This window comes from Mesorhizobium sp. WSM4847, from assembly GCF_055811335.1.
The window spans coordinates 56,492-77,980 of sequence record NZ_JBVVPY010000029.1 but is presented as its reverse complement, the minus strand read 5'-3'; the positions used below and the strand labels follow the sequence as shown (position 1 = coordinate 77,980).

General features: G+C 61.3%; 21 protein-coding genes, 1 tRNA gene and 2 pseudogenes. 14 read left to right on the top strand and 10 right to left on the bottom strand.

Annotated features, from left to right (window positions below; genetic code table 11):
- The 3 genes from AC0L28_RS30150 to AC0L28_RS30140 all read left to right on the top strand — a co-directional run.
- Nucleotides 1-725 (top strand): DUF982 domain-containing protein (locus AC0L28_RS30150; protein WP_473481864.1); only part of this gene is annotated, 725 nt, incomplete at its 5' end.
- A gap of 498 nt (nucleotides 726-1,223) precedes the next feature.
- Nucleotides 1,224-1,523, top strand: a complete 300-nt coding sequence (locus AC0L28_RS30145) for a DUF1236 domain-containing protein (RefSeq protein WP_023803161.1) — start codon at nucleotides 1,224-1,226, stop codon at nucleotides 1,521-1,523.
- 230 nt (nucleotides 1,524-1,753) lie between these two features.
- Nucleotides 1,754-1,987: a hypothetical protein gene (locus AC0L28_RS30140; RefSeq protein WP_023803160.1), complete on the top strand. Its 234-nt coding sequence runs from the start codon at nucleotides 1,754-1,756 to the stop codon at nucleotides 1,985-1,987.
- 99 nt (nucleotides 1,988-2,086) lie between these two features.
- Here the strand turns inward: AC0L28_RS30140 and AC0L28_RS30135 are convergent, their stop codons facing one another.
- On the bottom strand, nucleotides 2,087-2,437 hold the full coding sequence (locus AC0L28_RS30135; RefSeq protein WP_023803159.1) for a hypothetical protein: 351 nt from the start codon (nucleotides 2,435-2,437) through the stop codon (nucleotides 2,087-2,089).
- Between the two features lie 180 nt (nucleotides 2,438-2,617).
- Between AC0L28_RS30135 and AC0L28_RS30130 the strand changes: the two genes are divergently transcribed.
- From AC0L28_RS30130 to AC0L28_RS30115, 4 genes and pseudogenes are all read left to right on the top strand, one after another.
- On the top strand, nucleotides 2,618-2,803 hold the full coding sequence (locus tag AC0L28_RS30130) for a hypothetical protein (protein ID WP_128170739.1): 186 nt from the start codon (nucleotides 2,618-2,620) through the stop codon (nucleotides 2,801-2,803).
- An 87-nt stretch (nucleotides 2,804-2,890) separates the two neighbouring features.
- Nucleotides 2,891-3,109, top strand: a complete 219-nt coding sequence (locus AC0L28_RS30125) for a KTSC domain-containing protein (protein WP_128170738.1) — start codon at nucleotides 2,891-2,893, stop codon at nucleotides 3,107-3,109.
- Nucleotides 3,110-3,581: 472 nt separating this feature from the next.
- Nucleotides 3,582-4,421, top strand: a pseudogene (locus tag AC0L28_RS30120) (ATP-dependent DNA ligase).
- Nucleotides 4,422-4,561: 140 nt separating this feature from the next.
- Nucleotides 4,562-4,756: a hypothetical protein gene (locus AC0L28_RS30115; RefSeq protein WP_128170737.1), complete on the top strand. Its 195-nt coding sequence runs from the start codon at nucleotides 4,562-4,564 to the stop codon at nucleotides 4,754-4,756.
- Nucleotides 4,757-4,803: 47 nt separating this feature from the next.
- On the opposite strand, the gene AC0L28_RS30110 is transcribed toward AC0L28_RS30115, so the two are convergent.
- Entirely contained in the window at nucleotides 4,804-5,289 is a 486-nt protein-coding gene (locus AC0L28_RS30110) for a hypothetical protein (protein ID WP_128170736.1), read from the bottom strand.
- Between the two features lie 152 nt (nucleotides 5,290-5,441).
- Here AC0L28_RS30110 and AC0L28_RS30105 point away from each other — a divergent pair, with 152 nt between their 5' ends.
- Nucleotides 5,442-5,801: a hypothetical protein gene (locus AC0L28_RS30105; RefSeq protein ID WP_473481860.1), complete on the top strand. Its 360-nt coding sequence runs from the start codon at nucleotides 5,442-5,444 to the stop codon at nucleotides 5,799-5,801.
- 549 nt (nucleotides 5,802-6,350) lie between these two features.
- On the opposite strand, the pseudogene AC0L28_RS30100 reads toward AC0L28_RS30105, so the two are convergent.
- Nucleotides 6,351-6,482, bottom strand: a pseudogene (locus AC0L28_RS30100) (XRE family transcriptional regulator); the annotation flags it as partial.
- A gap of 227 nt (nucleotides 6,483-6,709) precedes the next feature.
- On the opposite strand from AC0L28_RS30100, the gene AC0L28_RS30095 reads away from it, so the two are divergent.
- Nucleotides 6,710-7,060 (top strand): hypothetical protein, encoded by a 351-nt coding sequence (locus tag AC0L28_RS30095; RefSeq protein WP_023803151.1) that lies wholly within the window; start codon nucleotides 6,710-6,712, stop codon nucleotides 7,058-7,060.
- Nucleotides 7,061-7,351: 291 nt separating this feature from the next.
- Here the strand turns inward: AC0L28_RS30095 and AC0L28_RS30090 are convergent, their stop codons facing one another.
- The 3 genes from AC0L28_RS30090 to AC0L28_RS30080 all read right to left on the bottom strand — a co-directional run bounded on the left by AC0L28_RS30090 (nucleotide 7,352) and on the right by AC0L28_RS30080 (nucleotide 9,059).
- The gene (locus AC0L28_RS30090) at nucleotides 7,352-7,501 is read right to left on the bottom strand and encodes a hypothetical protein (RefSeq protein WP_473481858.1); all 150 of its coding nucleotides are present in this window, start codon (nucleotides 7,499-7,501) and stop codon (nucleotides 7,352-7,354) included.
- Between the two features lie 411 nt (nucleotides 7,502-7,912).
- Nucleotides 7,913-7,986: transfer RNA gene (locus AC0L28_RS30085), tRNA-Gln, on the bottom strand.
- Between the two features lie 140 nt (nucleotides 7,987-8,126).
- Nucleotides 8,127-9,059 carry a lysylphosphatidylglycerol synthase domain-containing protein gene (locus AC0L28_RS30080; RefSeq protein WP_023803148.1) on the bottom strand — a complete coding sequence of 311 codons (933 nt, stop codon included), beginning with the start codon at nucleotides 9,057-9,059 and terminating at the stop codon, nucleotides 8,127-8,129.
- Between the two features lie 374 nt (nucleotides 9,060-9,433).
- Here AC0L28_RS30080 and AC0L28_RS30075 point away from each other — a divergent pair, with 374 nt between their 5' ends.
- Together AC0L28_RS30075 and AC0L28_RS30070 are read left to right on the top strand one after the other, a co-directional pair.
- Nucleotides 9,434-10,807 (top strand): Ppx/GppA phosphatase family protein, encoded by a 1,374-nt coding sequence (locus tag AC0L28_RS30075; RefSeq protein WP_473481856.1) that lies wholly within the window; start codon nucleotides 9,434-9,436, stop codon nucleotides 10,805-10,807.
- Nucleotides 10,808-10,943: 136 nt separating this feature from the next.
- Entirely contained in the window at nucleotides 10,944-11,639 is a 696-nt protein-coding gene (locus AC0L28_RS30070; RefSeq protein ID WP_027154665.1) for an RlmE family RNA methyltransferase, read from the top strand.
- Between the two features lie 191 nt (nucleotides 11,640-11,830).
- Here AC0L28_RS30070 and AC0L28_RS30065 read toward each other — a convergent pair whose 3' ends face one another.
- Nucleotides 11,831-13,249: an MFS transporter gene (locus AC0L28_RS30065; protein ID WP_473481854.1), complete on the bottom strand. Its 1,419-nt coding sequence runs from the start codon at nucleotides 13,247-13,249 to the stop codon at nucleotides 11,831-11,833.
- 376 nt (nucleotides 13,250-13,625) lie between these two features.
- Between AC0L28_RS30065 and guaB the strand changes: the two genes are divergently transcribed.
- Nucleotides 13,626-15,128 (top strand): IMP dehydrogenase, encoded by a 1,503-nt coding sequence (gene guaB, locus AC0L28_RS30060; protein ID WP_023798441.1) that lies wholly within the window; start codon nucleotides 13,626-13,628, stop codon nucleotides 15,126-15,128.
- A 25-nt stretch (nucleotides 15,129-15,153) separates the two neighbouring features.
- The gene (locus AC0L28_RS30055; protein WP_031254642.1) at nucleotides 15,154-15,693 is read left to right on the top strand and encodes a hypothetical protein; all 540 of its coding nucleotides are present in this window, start codon (nucleotides 15,154-15,156) and stop codon (nucleotides 15,691-15,693) included.
- Between the two features lie 374 nt (nucleotides 15,694-16,067).
- On the opposite strand, the gene rnd is transcribed toward AC0L28_RS30055, so the two are convergent.
- From rnd to AC0L28_RS30040, 3 genes are all read right to left on the bottom strand, one after another.
- Nucleotides 16,068-17,219, bottom strand: coding sequence for a ribonuclease D (gene rnd, locus AC0L28_RS30050; RefSeq protein ID WP_473481852.1), 1,152 nt, complete (start codon nucleotides 17,217-17,219; stop codon nucleotides 16,068-16,070).
- Between the two features lie 97 nt (nucleotides 17,220-17,316).
- A complete protein-coding gene (locus AC0L28_RS30045; RefSeq protein ID WP_473481850.1) occupies nucleotides 17,317-18,561 on the bottom strand; it encodes an MFS transporter in 1,245 nt (414 codons plus the stop codon).
- Between the two features lie 161 nt (nucleotides 18,562-18,722).
- The gene (locus tag AC0L28_RS30040; RefSeq protein ID WP_023798437.1) at nucleotides 18,723-19,226 is read right to left on the bottom strand and encodes a DUF3280 domain-containing protein; all 504 of its coding nucleotides are present in this window, start codon (nucleotides 19,224-19,226) and stop codon (nucleotides 18,723-18,725) included.
- 258 nt (nucleotides 19,227-19,484) lie between these two features.
- Here AC0L28_RS30040 and aspS point away from each other — a divergent pair, with 258 nt between their 5' ends.
- Nucleotides 19,485-21,275, top strand: a complete 1,791-nt coding sequence (aspS, locus tag AC0L28_RS30035) for an aspartate--tRNA ligase (protein WP_287176264.1) — start codon at nucleotides 19,485-19,487, stop codon at nucleotides 21,273-21,275.
- Nucleotides 21,276-21,489: the final 214 nt, after the last annotated feature.

Sequence of the window (21,489 nt, the reverse complement as noted above, 5' to 3'; positions counted from 1 at the left end):
ATCGGAAGCGACGCGACAAACGTTTCGACCGCACGATCACAGCTGCGATCCGAGATGGTAAACCAATCCCTACCAACTTGGTGGCGCGGATCATTGGCCGATATTCCGACAGCCTTTTGAAGCTCCGCGCCGACACGATTGGACTGCACGAGACGTTTGCCCCGCTTGGAGCTTCGAAAGACATCGCATTTCAGCAGGCGATCGCCAAGGGCGCGGTGAGGGCGGAAGCCATCACGAAGAGCTGGAAACACACGCCGCAGGATCATCCTCGCGTTCAGAGGGTGGTCGATGCCGATAATTCTCGCTTGGACCGGTTCATAGTCATCGTCTTCGTCCGCCATCGTCCCTCCGTATCGGACAGCGGCGCTCGGAATTCACAACGATGCAACCACTGCCTTGTCTTCGCGTTTAGCCGCCTTCAATCCTGGCGAGCGACAAAGATGCCGGCGTTTATTCCGATTACAATCTACCTGAATGACAGATCGATGCTGATTGCGTCGATCCCCGATGCTGAGACGGCGCTTCAGCAACCATGGCCATTCATGGACAAGCCATCCCGACTTGAAGCAATTCGAATGATCGAGGAATGCCTGGCTGGACACTGCACCCAACAAGCCGCGTTCGATGCCTTCAAGGCGGCCGCAAGTGAACAGGGGCTTCTTAAGCGAAAGCCTCCAAGCATAGGCCTCAGGAAATTCGACGGGGTTGCCGAAGACCTGCTGTGAGGTGATGCTGCCTCGCGACCTTAAACCGCTGACAGGCCTCCTGAGCGGACTTGGTCAGCCGCACGGACCACACCCGCCAAATCGAGGAATGGCGGGTGGTCCTTTATCAGCGCAGGAAGGGACTTAGCTGCGCAGATCTCAGTTCGTCGCTCCGTCCAATCGTCAAGTCCGGTCGTTCCTAGAACGATCCCTAACTAACGATTATTCCAATCGCAAGGAATGTGATCGAAACTGTGAAGACCGGAGCGAGTAACCAGCGAGCTTGGTGGACTATTTTCCATGGGCTCCTTCCCGCGAACTTGCAGGGATCAACGACTATGCGCAGCGGCGGTTCCGGGTGGCGCTATGTCCGGCCTATTATGCCAAAACAGGCGAGACCTAGGTCCTGTCGTGCATCAGCCTGAGGGACTTTTGGGGAACAAATGCAGCTGGCTGGGGTTTGTTAAGTCTGGCGCGAAGACGCGTTCAGCGGAACAGAGCTACACAAAGGAGGCACTTATGAGAATGCATCTTTCCACTGCAGCCGCGGGATTTCTGCTGCTGGCGGGCCTCGGTGCCGCTGCCGCTCAGGACGTAGTCATCGAGCCTGAACAGGAGACGGTCATTAGGGAATACGTGAAAAAGCAGCCGCTCGCATCGGTGAAAATCCCTGGAGTGGAGCTCAATATCGGCTCAACCCTGCCCGAGACTGTCGAACTTCATGAAGTCCCCAACACCAAATACCGCACCGTTGTCGTCGACAACCGGACCGTTGTCGTTGACCCAGGCACACGCAAGATCATCAAGATCATCGAATGACGTAAGCGACTGGGAGGACCGCCCGCCGTGCCGAAAGGGTGCGGCGGGCTTTTCTCTTTCTGGAGGAACGCGATCTGGGGACAATGGTTCGGGTTGCCAACAAGGCGCCGTATCGCCGGATGAGGACAAGCCCGTGCCTTCGTTGTTGGTCCGATTGCCCCAGCGCTACGACACAGAGAAGACACCTTTAGATAAGACTAAGCCAGCAGGCCATTATTGAGGATGCTCTTATGAACCCGACCGAATTGCAGGCGATTAGCGATACGCTGATGCGGGTAGTGACGCCAGAGATGACACCAAAACAGCTCCTAAAGGCTGCAAAAAAGGAGCATCCGGACGCGTCAAAAAAGGACATCGCTCGCGCTGCGTTCTTCTCGATCATTGCGAACGCTGACCAAGCCATTGGCAAATCGAGGAACTTGCAGGCTTTTGCGTTGGCAGAGCGGACACAACAATCTGATTAAGATTGATGGTCGACATGCGTGGCCCTGTTGGTCAAAATTTAACGCTTGGTACCCGGAGTTCCGAAAGCGACCAGAAGCCGACATTTACTGTTCTGCCTCCTATAACCCTGCGAGGGCATGGGCAGAAGCCGAGACGGCGAAGACTGTCGAGATCAGCTTGGATTGCCAATGCCGCATATCGAAGAGCGCGAACTGTGCAGCCAGGCGAATGGCCCAGAAAGCGGCTCCGAAAAACAGAAGTGGCGGCCAAATTAGCCCCCGGTACCAAAGCCAAAGCAATGTTGCGCCGTAAGACACAAAGGTGAACGTCAGCATGACATTCAGAGTTTGAGTGATTGCTGCGTTTAGGTTGCCCGAACCCTTCAGCCGGGCCGGCCATCCGAAAAGCCGCCAAAATCCCAGATGGAAGGCGGCGAAGGCAAGATCGAGCACAGCAGCGAGCATCAGCATGCGGAAACAATACCGCTAGAAACGTCCGCTCTCCACCCCGACACAGGGACACTCTGGCAATCGCCGGTATGGGTACCAAGCGTTGGATTTTGACCACTAGGTCCCAAACATTCCTGACCCTTGACGGAACCATTCCGTGACCTGCGAGTTGCGGCTCGGGCGGGGTTGGGACATTCAGACATGGCAAAGCGTGACGCAGCGGGCCATAAGACCCTTGCCGATGCCGTTCGCGAATTGATCGGCACCGAAGACAATCGTCGTAACGTACATAAGCTGCTTGGGCTGGAGGTCGAACCAGAACTGCCGCCAACTCTAGCTTCATTGCTTGAGGCGATTGGTAAGGCTGGTCGGGACGAAACCCCCTAGCTGCATGGGTCATCTGGCCGACCTTTAAATTGCCGTGCTGGGAACCAACGGGGCCACAATTCCGCGCCGAACCAAGGCGTGAACGTCATGCCGTCCACCTCGATAAGCAAAACGGAATACGATCCGGATCGTAGGACCCTCCCGGTGTGGTTCGTGGCCAGCGGCAAATGCTACCAGTTTGAGGATGTGCCGCCGGAGACCTTCGCCGAGTTCCGAGCCGCATTCGCCAAGGGCCGCTTCTTCAACGAGCGCATCCGCAATCGATTCCGGTACCGCCTGGTCGGGACCGCCAACAATTCTGGATGACCCCAGCCGTATGCGAAAGCCAACTCACCTATCCATCGAGCTTCAACGGCTCATGGTCGGGGAGATAATGATGCAGCACCTCGCCAAGGTTTCGCTTGTCGAACGTTTGGCCACACACGGGGCAGAACTCGAAATGCTCTGCTTCGTCCTTCGCAGGCGGCCCGTGGCGCTTGCCCTTGATCCGGTTGCGGGGTTGTTGGTTCTATCTCGGCCCACGTTGATCGTCCCGAACTGTGATAGGGACGGCCCGACAGCCGCTGCGGGGTAGGCAACCGACCGTCGGGCCTAACCGGCGGGGGTATGGGCCGTGTCCGCCGGCTGGGACGAATAATATGCCGTTTCATGCATCATTACTAATTTAGTAAAATGGTCACGTTCCGTTCCCCTAGCCGCCAGATCGGACGGACCTAAACTCGAATTCGTGCGTAAACCAGTGAGTGCCGGGCCCGGCCGGCTTGAGTTCATTCCTCCGATGATGCCTACCTTGGTCGCCAAGCCGCCCCAAGGCGACGACTGGATGCATGAAGCCAAATTCGATGGCTACCGCTCCCAAATCATCATCGACGCCGGCGGCGCTCGGATCTTCACCCGCCGCGGCCTAGACTGGACATCGAAGTACCGCGACCTGGTCGAGGCAGCCAAAGGTCTCAACGTACAGAACGCCATCATCGACGGCGAAGTCGTCGTCTTAAATGACGCTGGCCTTTCGGATTTTGCCGCTGCGCAAGGCAATCACGAGGCGCCAGCACGACCTCTATTTCGTCGCGTTCGATCTGCTGCATCTTAACGGCCACGACTTGCGCGACATGGCACTTGAGGATCGGCGGGAAATCCTGGCCGGCCTTAATAGGGGCTGACAGCCGCATCCAGTTTAGTGAGACAATGCCGGGCGAGGCAAATGCGATCTATCATCTGATCGACGCGGCCGGCCTGGAGGGGATGGTATCGAAGCGTCGAGACAGCAAATATCGCGGCGGCCCGACCACCAATTGGCTGAAGACAAAATCCTTTACCGAAAGCGAGTTTGAACTTCTCGGCGTTGAACGAGAGAGGGGCAAGCCGGCGTTTGCTCTGATGGCTGAGCCAGGCACCCGGAAATATGTCGGCAGTGCGTTCGTGAGCGTCAACCGCGAGATGCGGGAGCGGTTGTGGAAGCGCGTGCAGGAACATGCCGGGCCACCGCCCAAGGATATGCCAAAGCGGCCGGCAACGCACTGGGTCAAGCCGGGGCATCAAGGCCCGCGTGAAGCATCTAAGGTGCGAGGAGGATCTTCGGCACGCATCGCTGCAGGATTTCCGGGAAGAGGATTGAAGGCCGCGCCAGATTGAGCGAGGCCGGACTCGCGAAATTCGCAATAGAGCGTACAATCCCAACGTCGTCCGTACCGAATAGAGGCATTGCGGACGCTTGGGAGATGGCAGTGCTTCCGCCCAAGAGGCAGGAGGGCTGAGATGGCGAAACCCCAGGCAGGCGCCCAGGTATCGGTTTTTGACTGCGATATCCTGCGCAGCGCCTTCATAAAAACCGTGATCGAAGAGAAGATCCCTGAAGACAAATGGCGGTCGGTTGCCGCGCTTTTGATCAGCGACTTTACCGGGAGCGATGACGTCGATCCTGACTTGCTGGAATGGATCGTGCGCAAGTAGCCAGAGCTACCCAGCCGTTAGTCTTTTGTCGCCTGCCACGCTCGTTGCTATGCCTTTTTGGGTACTAGAAAGCCAAAGGCAAAGTGAGACGCCTCTACCTGGATTTTCGCGAGGTCGCTAGCAGCCACCCGGATTTCATCGGCAGTCACCTCAAAGAATTGGTGTGTTGCATTTTGCCGGTTGACTGAGAGTTTCTGCCAAGCCTTCTTTTCTCCGAGGTATACGCTCCACGGACCATGAACGACACGATTGCGAAACGTGTTGAGTTCGCGCATCTGCTGGACGAGGCGATCGCGCTCGGCAAGGTCATTCGGTTCGGTGGTGTGTTGGTCGATGATCTGACCATACAGAGTGATTTTGTTATTCAAGTTGTTCGCTTTCCGCAGCTTCGGTTGGTCGGCGCCAAGCGCGGACAGCCAACGATCGATATGGAATTCCAGAAATCCAAACTGCATTATCAAGCGCCCTATCGGCTCGTAAAAATCGCTGTCGTAGCGCTCGATCATCTCCGATACGGATTTTGGACGTTCCATTATCGTGCTCACACTGACGAAAAACGCAACGAGCCGATGAAGCGGATACTTCAAGACGCCGCGCCGTTGCCGCACACGATAGCGAGAAGGTCGCAAAGAGTCCGGCCGAAAGAAATGAGGCCCCTGAGCTAATATCAACCCAATGTCAAAGAGTGGGCGTCCCCTATTGCCGACGCCCTCGTTTTCAGGATTATATTCCTCCCCGTTGCGGCGAGCCCTTCAACGGAGATCGCCATGCCCCAAAGACCCTCGCCGACACCCTGGCCGCCCGCGAAACCATCTATGTGAATTGCGGACACCCGATGTGCTGCAAATCGATGAAGCTCGACATTCAGGCCCTGATTGACAGGCTCGGCTGTGACCACGGCTCGATGCATGACGACCTGGTCGGGCTCTTTATCTGCTCAAATTGCAAGGCTGCCGGTGGTGATCGACGGCAGGTGTTCTTCTACGAAGGCCAGCAGCGGGCGCGCAATCGCGACTGGAAGCCAACTTTCGAACGAGGGGGCTGAAAGTGGCCGGCGCCACTTGGGGGGGCGTTGGGGTAGATTGCCTTGTCGGGCGCCGGCCTAGCGGATTGGCGTCCGCCGCCTTGATACTACCGAGCTTGGGGAGATCCGAGTAATCCCGTGATCGCGGAAGTCATTGTGGAGGAACTCAGTCCAAATGGTCGCGTTATGCTACCTAAGGATTTTTTCCGATGGCTGACGATAGGGACAGAACACCCAGCGGGGCCCCTGACGACTCTGTCGTTCAGCGCTTGGTTAAAGAGGCGAATATAACCGAAGAGCAGGCTCGCGAGCTTATCGCTCTTCTGGGGTCCGACTGGCCGTCACTTATGCGGGAAGCCCGATTTCTAACTCGAAAACGCTAGTCGCCTCGAAAACGCTAGTCGCAGTGAGTTACGGCAATGGACCCGTGGCAAATCGATAACGTGGACGTAGAGAGGTCGCGGTTGCAGGTTGATGCCACGCGGGCCACGATTGCGGAGATGCGATCCGTCATGGAGGAGAGCCGGCGCATTCTCGCTCGATCCCAAAATCTTTTGCGCCGCCTGGTCTTCATTTCCGCAACCTCACACCGGCGCCGCCGCCGTTCTCGGGGATGAACTCGACGCCGGCCCATTCGAGCGCTGCCTGAAGGTCAAGCAGAGTGCGGTCATACGGCGCCCGCTTCCCAGCTTCAAAATTGTCAAGATCGCCGCCCGCCATTCTTCGCGGATGCAATGCGCGGTCAATGCCGATCGACAAGGTGGTTGAGAACTTCATGGAGTTTCTCGAAGCACCGGCAGAGCGTCACTGACGGGCGGCAAACTCTGCCGCTGCTAGCCCGCTGCCTTCAAGGTGGCGGGCTTTTTGTCGCTGAGGAACCATACGCGGCGGCGGCCGTTGAGCCCCCACCCAAAAGGGAGATCATCACAATGGCCGACGACCCAAACGAAGACGCAAAGCCGACGGAGACGCAGCGCGAAGCGCAGGAGGCCTTGGAGAAGCAAGTTGCGCAACTGAAACGCGAGATCAACAAGATCAATCGGACGCTCGCGGAGCACGCTGAAGAGGTGGTCGAGGAAGCTACTGGTTGGTATGAGGGCGCGGCCGATAGCGTGTCTCGGACAACGCAAGCACTTCGCAAAAGGGCGTCTACTGCTTCCGGTGTCGTTCAAGAAAATCCTGGCACGCTATCGTCCGCCTTCATGCTGGGCGCGGCTGTAGGCTTGCTGTTGGGCCTTGTTCTTGTGGCCGGCGACCAGCGCCGGGAGCGCTGGTTCTAACACGCCCAAATGAGCCCAGAGACTCCGCTGCCCTCACGGTGGCGGTCTATGGGCGGGATCAAATTCCGAATATTGCAGCTAGATAGTCCCCATGCAGGATCAAAGCCGCGCCCGCCGCAATGGATAGGGCAGAAAGCAAACCGCAAGCGATGCTGCCTCAGTTCGTGATGTCCAACGCCCTTTGGAAGTGTGGAGGATCGATCCACTTCTCAGCGTCCATAGCATATCGTATCGTGCCGAGGACGCGTAATTGAACGAGTGCATCGACCAGTTGATCCAAGCGAAGAAACCCTATGCCAGCGCCAGCAGAAGGCCAGCCACGAAGCACCAGACCGGGGCTTTGAGTGCTTCCAGCGTCGCAGGTTGGCTGGCTGGATTGTTCAGCAACGAAAACATGCCGAACAGCGCACCAGAATGGACTAGCACCAGCGACTCGGTCAACCAACGACCTCACTCGGCGGCAACCTGGAAAGTCGCGCGCTGAGACGTTTTGAGATCATGGTAAACTAATGCAGCCGCGCTATCGCTGTCCATCATCGTCGTTTTAGAGTGCTCAGTTTCGTCATGTATGAAATCCCGCGTTGATTCCCCGGCGGGATTGTCGCACGGACCTGCCGACAATCGCAGGAAAAGAATTGGCACCGCAATTGGCACCGGCGAAGGCGCGCTCTCTAGGAACATGGCGGGAACAATTGGCTGATCCGTGTTGCAATCGTGTTGCATGGACAGAAAGGGACGGGGCGGGACATGCCCGGAATGCAAGGGTTTGCGCGCTACAGGGCAGGAAACCCATGCAACACGTTTCGGTCGCGATTGTTCTGCATAAGGGGCTGATTTAATTGCGGAAACTGTTGGCTGGGGAACCTGGATTCGAACCAGGACTAACGGAGTCAGAGTCCGTGGGTCTACCGTTAACCTATTCCCCAGCAGGCGCGGCTGTTGAAAACCACGCGGCAGGGCGACGATGGCGCCGCGCGTGCCTTGTAGCCGCCGTCGGAAAATAGTCAAGCCTGCCGAAGGCATTTCAATCGGCACGTTTCATAAGGGCGTGGTTCAAAGCCGCCCCTCAATTCTCCCTTCGCCCGAGCTGCGAGTGCTCGAAATACAGCACGACGCCGAGCGCCATCACCAGCGGGATGATCAGGTAGAACAGCCGGAACACCAGCAGTGCTGCCAGCACGCCGACCGGGTCCATATGCGACAGGCCGGCCAGGAAGACGACCTCGAACACGCCGAGCCCGCCCGGCGCATGCGAGATCTGGGCGACCGAGAACGACATCAGGAAGACGCCGAGCACGACGAAGTATCCGGGATTGCCAGCTTCGGGCAGGGCGAAGAAGATGATCGCCGCCGCCGCCAGCAGCTCGATCGGGCCGATCAGCAATTGCCGCGCGACGATCGGCAGCGCCGGATAATGGACCTGGAAGCTTCCGATCTTCAATGGCCTGAGATGCAGCCAGCTGCCGAAGACATAGGCCGCCACCACGAGCAGCATCGCGAGCCCCGCCGCCTGCGAAAGCCGATGATGCGGCGTGCCGGAAAAACGGTCGACGATCTCCGGCGCGAGCACCAGCACGATGCCTGAAACCAACACCGTCGACAGCACGAAGGTAATCCAGCAGATCGCCACCAGAATGCCGACGTCCTGTCCGGTCAGGCCCCTGGTTCCGTAAGCGCGGTAGCGGATCACCGCGCCTGAAAATACCGAGCCGCCGATATTGTGCGACAGCGCGTAGGTGGTGAAGGAGCACAGGGTGACGAACAGCCGCGACACTTTCTTGCCGATATGCAGGAGCGCGATGTGATCGTAGCCGGCCAGCGACGCATAGGCGATGACCGAGCTCAGCGCGGCGAGCACCCAGCCGCGGGCAGGGATGGCGACGATGCCGTCCCAGACGTCGTCGAGCGAGATGCCGCGCAGCTCGTGCAGCAGCAGCCATAGCGAGAAGACGACCGCCGCAACGCCGACGACCGGCCAGAAATAACGCCTCCAGTTCATGGCGTGACGATCATGCGTTGCAGCCCCGTTGCCCGTTCGGTTCGCGTCAGGAAAACTGCCCGCGATTTCGAATGTTTCATACCCGCCATTTCAGAAATGCCTTATCGAAGCCGGCTATTCAACTGGCAAGGCGCTGCTGCGGGAGAAGGAAAGGCTGGCGATCCTTCGCGCCCCCCTCTGTCCGGCAGGACAGAGGGGGGCGCTGTCCCGCCATCATCGGGCCGAGCGGAGCGGCGAGACAATGCCGCCGACAAATTCGACCCCTGCGCTCTTGGTGATCCGGCCCGGCGCTGCTAGTCTGGTGGCAACTTGGAACACATGAAAGCGCCTGCTGCGTCCGGTCTCCGGTTCGCGCGGCGCCGGAAGGAACTGAAGTGGAAGACCACGACACCGGCGCCGGCGCGCCGGAAGTGGGCGTGTCCAGGGCTTCGCCGCCGCCTTCGGGCCAGGCAAGCTCACCCACCGGCCGGCACAATGGCCGCCCGGTGCAGCCTTGGTCCGGTCACGGACAGGCAGGCGACGCGTCCCAGCATCAGAATGGCCAGAAGGCCAAGACCAGGAAGCGGCGCAAACGCCGGCGCGGCCGCAAGGTTTTTGCGCGCGACGACGCTCGCCTCGCTGCGGCCGGAGTGGCGTCTGCTGCTGTCAGCGCTCCGGCCAGCCGCCCGCCCGCGGCGATCGTCGCGGCCTTGCCGTCGGTTGCGCCAGGCCGGCCGGAGCCGGCTGCTCGCCGCCCGCCGCTGCAGGAACTGCCGGTGTTTGCGGCACTCGATCTTGGCACCAACAATTGCCGGCTGCTGGTGGCGGTGCCGACGCGCCACGGCCAGTTCCGCGTCATCGACGCTTTCTCGCGCATCGTCAGGCTGGGCGAGGGCCTCACCGCCAATGGCCGGCTCGGGCAGCCGGCGATGGACCGTGCGGTCGAGGCGCTGAAGATCTGCGGTGACAAATTGCGCAACCGCAAGATCAGGAAGGCCCGGCTGATCGCCACCGAAGCCTGCCGCACGGCCGCCAACGGCGCCGAGTTCCTCGACCGCGTCGAGCGCGAGGCGGGGTTGAAACTCGAGATCATCGACCGCCAGACCGAGGCGCGGCTGGCGGTGTCGGGCTGCGGCTCGCTGGTCGACCGCGACACGCAAGGCGTCGTCCTGTTCGATATCGGCGGCGGCTCCTCGGAAATCGCGCTGATCGATCTCACCGGCCACCGCTCGCCGAGGCTCGCCAACCACATCGTCTCCTGGACGTCGCTGCCGGTCGGCGTCGTCTCGCTGGCCGAGCGCTTCGGCGGCCGCGCCGTCACCCGTGAGATCTTTGCCGCCATGGTCGAGGATGTGGCTGTGCGCCTGCACGCCTTCGACGGGCGCGACCGGCTGAGCCATGTGCTCGCCAGCCCGAAATTCCACTTGCTCGGCACCTCGGGCACGGTGACGACGCTGGCCGGCGTCCACCTCGACCTGGACCGCTACGACCGCCGCCGCGTCGACGGGCTGTGGATGGATCGCGACAGCGTCGACCGCATGGTCGAAAAACTGGTCGGCTGGGATTTTCAGCAGCGCGTCGCCAATCCTTGCATCGGCGCCGATCGCGCCGATCTGGTGCTGGCCGGCTGCGCCATCCTGGAAGCGATCCGCGCGGTGTGGCCGTCGGAGCGGCTGCGCGTCGCCGACCGCGGCCTGCGCGAGGGCATATTGAGCGAATTGATGGCCGACGACGGTGTCTGGCGCAACAATGGGCGGGGCCGAGCATGATCCCGAAAAGTGGCAGCCGGTTTTCGGAAAAGATCATGCTCAGACCAGAATGCATGATCCCGAACCGCAGGACCGTGTCAGCGAAAAGTGGCAACCGGTTTTCGGAAAATATCATGCTCAAACAAGAAGTCAGGCAATGACCAGGAAACCGGAAAAACCAGGCTCTGCGGGCATTCGCGTGCTGAAGACGCGGATCAAGAAGAAAAGCGGCCTGAAGGAATCGTCGCGCCGCTGGCTGCAGCGCCACATCAACGACCCCTATGTCCAGCGTTCCAAGGCCGACGGCTACCGCTCGCGCGCGGCCTACAAGCTGATCGAGATCGACGACAAGCACCATCTGCTCAAGCCCGGCATGAAAGTCATCGACCTTGGCGCGGCACCCGGCGGCTGGTGCCAGGTCGCCGCCGCGCGCACGAAATCGACGGCCGAACACCCGCATGTCGTCGGCATCGACTATCTGGAAATGGACGCGGTGCCCGGCGCGCCGGTGCTGTTGATGGATTTTCTCGACCCGCAGGCGCCGCAAAAGCTCGCCGAAACGCTCGGTGGCCAACCGGACATCGTTTTGTCCGACATGGCCGCACCCACCACCGGCCATCGCCGGACCGATCACATCCGCACCATGTATCTGTGCGAGGTGGCCGCCGATTTCGCCCTCTCGGTGCTGAAGCCGGGCGGCCATTTCCTCGCCAAGACTTTCCAGGGCGGCGCCGAGAACGAATTGCTCGCCAGGCTCAAGCAGAATTTCCGCTCGGTCCACCACGTCAAACCGCCGGCCTCGCGCGACGAGTCGGTGGAGCTTTATCTGCTGGCGAAGGATTTTAAGGGTTAGCGTCCTTTCCTTCTCCCCTTGTGGGAGAAGGTGGCCGAGCGAAGCTCGGTGGGATGAGGGGTGCTCCAGCTTGACGCAAACTCTCGTATACATCGGCAAAATCACCAACGCCTCATTCCGTCCAACATCCTCAACCGTCTCGGCGCTGCGCGCCGATCCACCTTCTCCCACAAGGGGAGAAGGGAGAGAGCCTACGATCCCGGTGGACCCACTCCCAGCGTCTTCGGCGCCGTCAGCCCGCCATGTCCCGATACCGCGTTGCCGGCATCGGGCGCCAGCCGCATGAATGACAGCGATGCGGCGGCCGACACCGCCGCGACAATGAAGAACGCGATGTGGAAGTCGCTCAGCGTCAGCGCCCCGCCATGGATTGTCGTCGACACTTCCAGAATGCCGCCGGCCAGCGCCACGCCGAGCGCGATCGACAGTTGCTGGAACACTGCGGCGATCGGCGTTGCCCTGCTGGTGTCGGCGGTCGAAATCTCGGCATAGGCTAGCGCGTTGATGCCGGTGAAGAACATCGAGCGGATGAAGCCGCCGGCGAGCAAGGCGGCGAGGATCAGCAGATATGGCGTCTCGGGCGTCAGCAGGCCGTTGATGGCAATCGACGCCGCCGCGATCAGCGAGCCGAAGATCAGCACGCGGCGGAAGCCGGCGACCCGGAAGATCAGCGCGGTGACGAATTTCATGCCGATGGCGCCGATCGCCGCCACGAAGGTGATCATTCCCGACTGGAACGGCGTCAGCCCGAAGCCGATCTGGAACATCAGCGGCAAAAGGAAGGGTACGGCGCCGATGCCGATGCGGAACAGCCCGCCGCCGAGGACCGAGGCGCGGAACACCTGGTTGCGGAACAGTTCGAGCGCCAGCAGCGGATTTTTGGCGCGGCGCGCATGCAGGAGGTAAAGCACGGCAGAAACCAGCCCGACAGCCACGGTGAGGAAGCCGGCAATCGGCGGCAAGGCCGGCAGGCTGACCACCGACAGGCCGAAAACGATGCCCGATGCCGCCAGGCCGCTCAGCACGAAGCCGATGAAATCGAGCGGCGGCGTTGGCGCCGCTTCGGTCTCCGGCAGGAAGCGCGTGGCCAGCCAGATGCCGATCAGCCCGATCGGCACATTGATCAGGAAGATCCAGTGCCAGCTGAAATAGGTGGTGATGAAACCGCCGACCGGCGGCCCGACGAGCGGCCCGACCAATGCCGGAACGGTCAGCCACGACATCGCGGCGACGAGCTCGCTCTTCGGCGTGGCGCGCACCAGCACCAGCCGTCCCACCGGCGTCATCATGGCGCCGCCAATGCCTTGCAGGAAGCGTGAGACCACGAAGGCCGGCAGCGAATTCGACACCGCGCAAGCGACCGATCCGACGATGAACACGGCAATCGCGGCGCGAAACACGGTCTTGGCGCCAAAATGATCGGCCATCCAGCCGCTGATCGGAATGAACACCGCCAGCGACACCAGATAGGCGGTCAGCGCCAGCTTGAGCGCCACCGGGCTGGTCTGGAGGTCGACGGCGATCGCCGGCAGCGACGTTGCGATAACGGTCGAATCCATGTTTTCCATGAAAAGGGCGACCGCCAGGATAAGCGGAATGGTGCGGTTCATGGAGCGCGTCCGGATTCGATTGTTGCCGACCGGGCAAGCCGACAGGCAGGGCGGTTACCACGGGTTGCGTTGGATGTCGCCTTAACTTGCTGTCACATTTGAGCGACCTGGCAGCGGGCATGCCAACAAAACTCCGGAGCAGCGCCGTCGGCGAGGCGGCCGCTTCGGCTTTCGCCAATCACCAGCGGTGAATGCCGGTCGCCATCCGTCACCGCGAAAGGCATTAAGCTGAGTTCGCGGCCCTGTCGTGCACAAGCAATCGGCTTTTCAACGGCGACGGGACGTGTTACGAGCCAGCGCCAATCCTGAAAGGGAAGAAGACGAGTCGGCGCTGTCCATCCGGTCCAGCGCTTTTCATGCATTCCGAGGGCTGGCCATGGCAAAGATTATCGAAACGTCCACGGGCGCATTGGCGCTGACCTTTGACGATGTGCTGCTGCAGCCGGGTCATTCCGAGGTCATGCCCGGCGAAACCGATATCGGCACCCGCATTGCCGGCGACATCGACCTCAACGTGCCGATCCTGTCCGCCGCCATGGATACCGTCACCGAGGCGCGTCTTGCCATCGCCATGGCCCAGGCCGGCGGCATCGGCGTCATCCACCGCAATTTCTCGCCTGCCGAACAGGCCGAGCAGGTGCGGCAAGTCAAAAAATTCGAATCCGGCATGGTGGTGAACCCCGTCACCATCGGCCCCGATGCGACGCTCGCCGACGCCCTGGGGCTGATGCGCAACTACAGCATCTCGGGCATTCCGGTGGTCGAGAATGGCGGCGCTGGCGGGCACACGGTCGGACGGCTGGTCGGCATACTGACCAACCGCGACGTGCGCTTCGCTTCCGACCCGGGCCAGAAAGTCTACGAGTTGATGACCCGTGAGAACCTGATCACGGTCAAGGAAAATGTCGATCAGGACGAGGCCAAGCGGCTCCTGCATCAGCACCGCATCGAGAAGCTGGTCGTGGTCGATAGCGGCGGCAATTGCGTCGGATTGATCACCGTCAAGGACATCGAGAAGTCGCAGCTCAACCCGCACGCCACCAAGGACGTGCAGGGGCGCTTGCGCGCGGCGGCCGCCACCAGCGTCGGCGATGACGGTTTTGAGCGCGCCGAGCGGCTCATCGATGCCGGCGTCGACCTTTTGGTGATCGACACCGCGCATGGTCACTCGCAACGCGTGCTCGATGCGGTGACGCGGGCCAAGAAACTGTCCAATTCGGTCCGCATCCTGGCCGGCAACGTCGCCACTTCAGAAGGCACGCTGGCGCTGATCGATGCCGGCGCCGATGCCGTCAAGGTCGGCATCGGGCCGGGTTCCATCTGCACCACCCGCATCGTCGCCGGCGTCGGCATGCCGCAGCTTTCCGCGATCATGTCGGCGGTCGAGACGGCGCAGAAATCGGGCGTCTCGGTCATCGCCGATGGCGGCATCAAATATTCCGGCGATCTCGCCAAGGCGCTCGCCGCCGGCGCCAGTGCCGCCATGATCGGGTCGCTGCTGGCCGGCACCGACGAGAGCCCGGGCGAAGTCTATCTGCATCAGGGCCGCTCGTTCAAAGCCTATCGCGGCATGGGCTCGGTCGGCGCCATGGCGCGTGGCTCCGCCGACCGCTATTTCCAGGCCGAGGTTCGCGACACGCTGAAACTGGTGCCGGAAGGCATCGAAGGCCAGGTGCCTTACAAAGGACCTGTGTCCGGCGTGCTGCACCAGCTTGCCGGCGGCCTGAAAGCCGCTATGGGTTATGTCGGCGGGCGCGACCTTGCCGATTTCCGCGACCGCGCCACGTTTGTACGCATATCCAACGCCGGACTTCGTGAAAGCCACGCCCATGACGTCACGATCACCCGCGAAAGCCCGAATTACCCCGGCGGAGCCTAACCAGTTCGCACGAAGCCTGACGGCAATGATGCTGCGGCTGTCGCGCCACGCTGCCGCGCTCTGTTTTGTCTGCGCGGGGGTTTTCGTCGCCATGACGGCGATGGAGTTCCTCTATTTCCGCCAGCTGAGCGGCGGCCTGCCGTCGCTCGATTTGCGCTTTGCCGGGTTCACCCCGGACGAGGGCATGGCCTGGCTGACGGCACTCGGGCGTCGCGGCAGCGAGATCATCCTGGTCTGGCATTACCTGACCTTCGACCTGCTATTTCCGGCGCTGCTGTCGCTGACATTGGTCAGCCTGATCCTTGCCGCCGGGCGGCGGCTGAAGAACTTCCGGGCTCTGTCGGCCCAGCTTCAGTCGCTGTTCGCGCTTGTCCTGGTGCTGCCCTACACGCTTGCCGATTATGCGCAGAACATCGCGGTGGCCCGCATGCTCTCCGATTTCCTGTCGGCCAATCCGGACTCGCTGTCCTTCGCCTCGGCGCTGATCGTCATCAAATTCGCGCTTCTGGCGATACCCGTGATCGTCATCGCGGTATTTCACCTGGCCGCTCAGAAACAGCGCTGACTGCCCTTCTCCCCTTTGTGGGAGAAGGTGGCCGAGCCCACGGGTCATGCCTTTGGCAAGCCCGAGGACAGGCTCAACTCGGTCGGATGAGACACATCGCCCGGCGCCGGGCGCCATCGTAGATGAAAGGTACGCGGGCGCTTTCTCTGATATATCGGCTTTGAAATCGAGCCCTTGGCCCAAGCCGCTATCCGATTGAAATGAAACAGAGTTTGAAGTTACTTTCATGGCAGGGGTGTTGGAAGGATCGCGGCCATTAAATCGTTAAAATCATTCAATATTTTAACGCGGCGTTTCTTACAGAACCCCTCATCCGTCTCGGCGCTAACGCGCCGATCCACCTTCTCCGCAAGGGGAGAAGGACGTCGCAGACGCTACAAATCGAACAGCGCGATCTTGCGCTTGTCGAACTTGATGGCGAGCTCGCCGCGCACCAGTTTGAGCGCCGCCTCGCCGAACACGGCGCGTCGCCAGCCTTGCAAGGCCGGCACGTCGGCGTCCTCGCCCTCGGCGGCGATGCGGTCGATGTCGTCGCTCGAGGCCAGCACCTTCGAAGCGACGCCCTCCTTTTCGGCGACGATCCGCAACAGCACTTTCAGCAGTTCCGCGGCGGCATTGGAGCCTTCGGGCGGCTGAAAACTCTTCGGCAGCTTCGGCATCTCTTCCCTGGGCAAGGCAAGCGCGCTGTTGACCGCGCCAAGCAGCGCCGTTGCCGTCGCCGAGCGTTCCCAGCCTTTCGGCGTGGTGCGCAGCTTGCCGAGTGCTGCCGCATCGCGCGGCGCCTGCTGCGCCACCTCATAGATGGCGTCGTCCTTGAGCACCCGGCCGCGCGGCACGTCGCGTTCGCGCGCCTCACGCTCGCGCCATGCCGCCACCGCTTGCACGATCGCCAGTTCCTGCGGCTTGCGCAGCCGCATCTTCAGCCGCCTCCAGGCGTCCTCCGGATGCGGATCGTAGGTTTCGCGGGCGGTCAGCACGTCCATCTCCTCGTTCAGCCAGTGGGCGCGGTTTTCCCGCACCAGCTCCGTGCTGAGGTGCTGGTAGACCTCGATCAGATGAGTGACGTCGGCAAGCGCGTAGTCGAGCTGTTTTTCGGAAAGCGGCCGGTGGCGCCAGTCGGTGAAACGTGAGGACTTGTCGAGCCGGGCGCCGGTGACCTTCTGGACGAGTTGGTCATAGGAGACGCTGTCGCCGAAGCCGCAAACCATCGCCGCCACCTGGGTGTCGAACACAGGATGCGGCACCAGATCGCCGAGATGAACGATGATTTCGATGTCCTGGCGCGCCGCATGGAAGACTTTGACGACCGCCTCGTTGGCCATCAGCCTGAAGAACGGCTTCAGGTCGATATCGGGTGACAGCGGGTCGATCAGCGCCGTCACCCCGGGTGCTGCCATCTGGATCAGGCAGAGAATCGGCCAAAAGGTCGTCTCCCGAATGAATTCGGTGTCGACGGTGACGAAATCCGACTTTTCGAACGCGGCGAGAGCGGTCTCGAGTTCTTTTTGGGTGGTGATGACGTGCATCAAATCGCTTTTGGCAAAGTGTAAGGTCTCCTTCAATTTCAGCCGCGCGGGCTTTCGTCAAGCCGCTGTCCGGGTTTCAAGACCTGGCGGGCCGTCATCATTTACTGGCAGGCCCGTCGGAATCATCGTTGCGCTTGGCCAGCCGGGCGAACACCGTCGATGTGCGCAAAAGTCCGATGAAACGGCTGCGATGGCCGGCCGGCACGCCCGATCGCACCTGCATCCGGTACAGGATAACCACGACGAAGATGGCGTAGACGGTGGCGGTGAACACGAACAGCGCGCTTGGCCCGAAATACTGCATCGCCGTCGAGGCGGCGAACGGCCCGCCAATGGCGCCGAAGGAATAGAACAGCATCAGCGCCGCGTTGATCAGCACGAACTCGCCCTTGTCGGCGCGGTCGTTGGAGTGCGCCGCCGACAGCGAATAGAGCGGCATGGCGAAGCAGCCGAAGATGAAGACGATCACGAAGTTGAGGGACGGATCGCTGCGCGCCCAGAACACCAGCGCCAGCGACGCCAGCAGCGCGCAGCACGTCGTTATCAGCAGCACCGAACGCCGGTCCCAGCGGTCGGACAGATAGCCGAGCGGATACTGGATGATGGCGCCGCCGAATATGCCGACGCTGACGAAGGTGACGACGTCGGTGACCGACATGCCGATCTGTTCGGCATAGACCGGCGACAAAGTGCGAAAAGCGCTGTTGGTGACGCCGACGGCAATGCAGCCGAAGCAGCCGAGCGGCGAGATCCGCCAGACGCGGGCGAGGTCGAGCTTGACGTCTTCGGGCGGGGTCGGGTTGGAGCGATCGCCGAGCGACACCGGCACCAGCGAGAGCGTGATCATGATCGACATGACGGCGAAGATGGCGAAACCGCCGGCGCCAACGATCGGGATCAGGAACTGTGCGCCGGTGACCGAACCGATGTCGACCATCCGGTAGATGGCCAGCACCCGCGCGCGGTCCTTGTTGGCGGCCCCGGAATTGAGCCAGGCTTCCATGATGGTGAACAGGCCGGCGAAGCAGAAGCCGCCGGCGAGACGCAACGCGCACCACATGACCGGGTCGACGACCAGCACCAAAAGCAATGTCCCGGCCGAAGCGATCGCCGCCAGCGCGGAAAACGCGCGGACATGGCCGACGGCCTTCATGATGTGGGTGACGGCGAGGCAGCCGAGCAGGAAGCCGGCGAAATAGAACGTCCCCATCAGCCCGATGGTCGAGGCCGAAAACCCCTCCTGCGCCCCGCGCAATGCGATCAAGGTGCTCTGCAGGCCGTTGCCGCCGAGCAGGATGCCGGCGGCAATAAGGAGCGGGATCAGCGGGCGCATGGAGGACATGAAGGAGGGCCTGTCGTTGATCCTTCTTGAACCATCGCCCACGCCAATGCCAGCGGCAATTGCCGGCGGTTAGCAGGCCAGCGCCGGCTATCAACGTATCAGTTTGATTTTAGCTGGGAATCCTTCGCGCTGCCGATGGCGCACTCGGGTGGCTTGCCGCCCTATCGAAGAATTCTGTTTTTCATCAGCCATTTGACGGAGCGGGGCCACGCGTAATTCGCACCCATGCGCAGGTCGGTAAACCCCTGCGAAACAGGTTGCCCGGTATCAGCGTCGAGAATGCGAATGAACATCGTATGCTCTGTTCGGCTGACGCGCGTTACGACGCCCAGCAAGGCAAGAGACGCGCCGTGCTCTTTGGCGATCTTGCTTTCACAGCCGCCGCAATTGCGCAATCCGTGCGGCGCCACCGCCTGCTCATCCCCGGCTGGCACATCAAGCACTGTAAAGCGCCCTGACTGGGAGAGCATGTCCTTCGCCATTTGTGCCGACTCGGACAGATAGCGCCTATCATGTTCATCCGGCGGAATTATGCCTGCGCCAGCGCTCTTGTCTTCCAATTCGAAAGGAAACACCTCGATGGACATCGGCTTTGTCTGTGCGTGTGCAAATGCGCAGGTGCCGACAAGCAGCATCACCAGGACAGTCAATGTGCGAATGCGCATGGTAGTCCTCCCGCCAATGTGACGGCCATTGTACACGGCTCGGCCACGCTGATCACGATCAGGCGGAGGAAATTCTACACTTTGACTGTGGTGCGGAGTTTTCACACAGCCACGGACGAATGCCGAAGTTCGAATCAAGATGCTGCCCGGGCGACGCCTGCCTTGACAAAGGCGGCCTCTCATGTGCTTTTCGCGCAAATTTTCGGGCCGGGCCATCATGCCTTGGCCGCAATCAGACATCCGGACTTACCCATGACAATGCATCGTTACCGCAGCCATACCTGTGCCCAGTTGAGGAAAAGCGACGTCGGCTCTTCCGTTCGCCTTTCGGGCTGGGTGCATCGCGTACGCGATCATGGCGGCCTGCTGTTCATTGATTTGCGCGACCACTATGGCCTGACGCAGATCGTCGCCGACCCGGATTCGCCGGCTTTCAAGATTGCCGAGACCGTGCGCGGCGAATGGGTCGTCCGCGTCGACGGCGAGGTCAAGGCTCGTCTGGCCGAGACCGCGAACGCCAATTTGCCGACCGGCGAAATCGAGGTTTTCGCGCGCGAGATCGAAGTGCTGTCGGCGGCCAAGGAACTGCCGCTGCCGGTGTTCGGCGAGCCGGACTATCCCGAGGACATCCGTCTCAAATACCGCTTCCTCGATTTGCGCCGCGACACGCTGCACAAGAACATCGTGGCGCGCACGAAGATCATTGCCGAGATGCGCAAGCGCATGGGCGAGGTCGGCTTCACCGAATTCTCGACGCCGATCCTGACCGCTTCGTCGCCCGAAGGCGCGCGTGATTTCCTGGTGCCGTCACGTATCCATCCCGGCACCTTTTACGCGCTGCCGCAGGCGCCGCAGATATACAAGCAATTGATCATGGTGTCGGGCTTCGACCGTTACTTCCAGATAGCGCCTTGCTTCCGCGACGAGGACCCGCGCGCCGACCGGCTGCCGGGCGAATTCTACCAACTCGACCTGGAAATGAGCTTCGTCGAGCAGGACGACATTCTGGCGACCATGGAGCCGGTGATGCGGGGCGTGTTCGAGTCCTTTGCCGCCGGCAAGCCGGTGACGCAGGAGTTTCCGCGCATCGCCTATGACGTCGCCATGCGCAAATACGGCACCGACAAGCCGGACCTGCGCAACCCGATCGAGATGCAGGCGGTCTCCGAACATTTCCGCGAGTCCGGCTTCAAGGTGTTCGCCAACATCCTTGCCAACGACCCGAAGGCCGAGGTCTGGGCCATTCCGGCCAGGACCGGCGGTTCACGCGCTTTCTGCGACCGGATGAATTCCTGGGCGCAAGGCGAAGGCCAGCCGGGCCTCGGCTACATCTTCTGGCGCAAGGAGGGCGAGAAGCTCGAAGGCGCCGGTCCGCTCGCCAAGAACATCGGCGAGGAGCGCACCGAGTCAATCCGCCTTCAACTCGGGCTTGCCGATGGTGACGCCGCCTTCTTCGTCGCCGGCGACCCGAAAAAGTTCGTCTCGTTCGCGGGCGCGGCACGCACCCGCGCCGGCGAGGAGCTGAACCTGGTCGATCGCGACCGTTTCGAACTATGCTGGATCGTCGACTTTCCCTTCTTCGAATGGAACGAAGACGAGAAAAAAATCGATTTCGCCCACAACCCGTTCTCGATGCCGCAGGGCGGCATCGATGCGCTCAACGGTGAGGATCTGCTCGGCATCAAAGCGTTCCAGTATGACATGGTCTGCAATGGTTTCGAGATCGCTAGCGGAGGCATCCGCAACCATCTGCCGGAAACCATGGTCAAGGCATTCGAGACTGTCGGGCTCAATCGCGAGACGGTCGAGGAGCGCTTCGGCGGCCTCTACCGCGCCTTCCAGTACGGCGCACCGCCGCATGGCGGCATGGCGGCCGGCATCGACCGCGTCGTCATGCTGCTGGTCGGTGCCAGGAACCTTCGTGAAGTGACGATGTTCCCGATGAACCAGCAGGCCTATGATCTGTTGATGAGCGCGCCGTCGGAAGCCAGCCCGCAACAGCTTCGCGAATTGTCGCTGCGCGTCGCAGTGACCAAGAAAGAGGGTTAAAAACCTCCCGCAACCGACTCTAAACGCTGTCGTTTTGCGCTGCCCTCATCCGCCTGACGGCACCTTCTCCCCGTATAGTGACGGGGAGAAGGACAGATGGCCGCGACGTTGGCACCCGTCTTGCAACGCTGCCAGTTGGCGAAATCATTTGTGACGGTGTCTTTTTCCCCGTCACTATCCGGGGAGAAATGCCCGGCAGGGCAGTGAGGGGCGG

What these genes read in the sequence shown, in the direction of transcription:
- AC0L28_RS30080 (WP_023803148.1), bottom strand. Translation starts at nt 9,059, where the DNA reads ATGAACTGGAGGCGTTATTTCTGGCCGGTCGTCGGCGTTGCGGCGGTC.
- AC0L28_RS30055 (WP_031254642.1), top strand. Translation starts at nt 15,154, where the DNA reads ATGATGCTGCGGCTGTCGCGCCACGCTGCCGCGCTCTGTTTTGTCTGC.
- AC0L28_RS30095 (WP_023803151.1), top strand. Translation starts at nt 6,710, where the DNA reads ATGGCCGACGACCCAAACGAAGACGCAAAGCCGACGGAGACGCAGCGC.
- AC0L28_RS30045 (WP_473481850.1), bottom strand. Translation starts at nt 18,561, where the DNA reads ATGTCCTCCATGCGCCCGCTGATCCCGCTCCTTATTGCCGCCGGCATC.
- AC0L28_RS30115 (WP_128170737.1), top strand. Translation starts at nt 4,562, where the DNA reads ATGGCGAAACCCCAGGCAGGCGCCCAGGTATCGGTTTTTGACTGCGAT.
- AC0L28_RS30145 (WP_023803161.1), top strand. Translation starts at nt 1,224, where the DNA reads ATGAGAATGCATCTTTCCACTGCAGCCGCGGGATTTCTGCTGCTGGCG.
- AC0L28_RS30070 (WP_027154665.1), top strand. Translation starts at nt 10,944, where the DNA reads ATGACCAGGAAACCGGAAAAACCAGGCTCTGCGGGCATTCGCGTGCTG.
- rnd (WP_473481852.1), bottom strand. Translation starts at nt 17,219, where the DNA reads ATGCACGTCATCACCACCCAAAAAGAACTCGAGACCGCTCTCGCCGCG.
- guaB (WP_023798441.1), top strand. Translation starts at nt 13,626, where the DNA reads ATGGCAAAGATTATCGAAACGTCCACGGGCGCATTGGCGCTGACCTTT.
- AC0L28_RS30065 (WP_473481854.1), bottom strand. Translation starts at nt 13,249, where the DNA reads ATGAACCGCACCATTCCGCTTATCCTGGCGGTCGCCCTTTTCATGGAA.
- AC0L28_RS30040 (WP_023798437.1), bottom strand. Translation starts at nt 19,226, where the DNA reads ATGCGCATTCGCACATTGACTGTCCTGGTGATGCTGCTTGTCGGCACC.
- AC0L28_RS30140 (WP_023803160.1), top strand. Translation starts at nt 1,754, where the DNA reads ATGAACCCGACCGAATTGCAGGCGATTAGCGATACGCTGATGCGGGTA.
- AC0L28_RS30110 (WP_128170736.1), bottom strand. Translation starts at nt 5,289, where the DNA reads ATGGAACGTCCAAAATCCGTATCGGAGATGATCGAGCGCTACGACAGC.
- aspS (WP_287176264.1), top strand. Translation starts at nt 19,485, where the DNA reads ATGCATCGTTACCGCAGCCATACCTGTGCCCAGTTGAGGAAAAGCGAC.
- AC0L28_RS30135 (WP_023803159.1), bottom strand. Translation starts at nt 2,437, where the DNA reads ATGCTGATGCTCGCTGCTGTGCTCGATCTTGCCTTCGCCGCCTTCCAT.
- AC0L28_RS30130 (WP_128170739.1), top strand. Translation starts at nt 2,618, where the DNA reads ATGGCAAAGCGTGACGCAGCGGGCCATAAGACCCTTGCCGATGCCGTT.
- AC0L28_RS30125 (WP_128170738.1), top strand. Translation starts at nt 2,891, where the DNA reads ATGCCGTCCACCTCGATAAGCAAAACGGAATACGATCCGGATCGTAGG.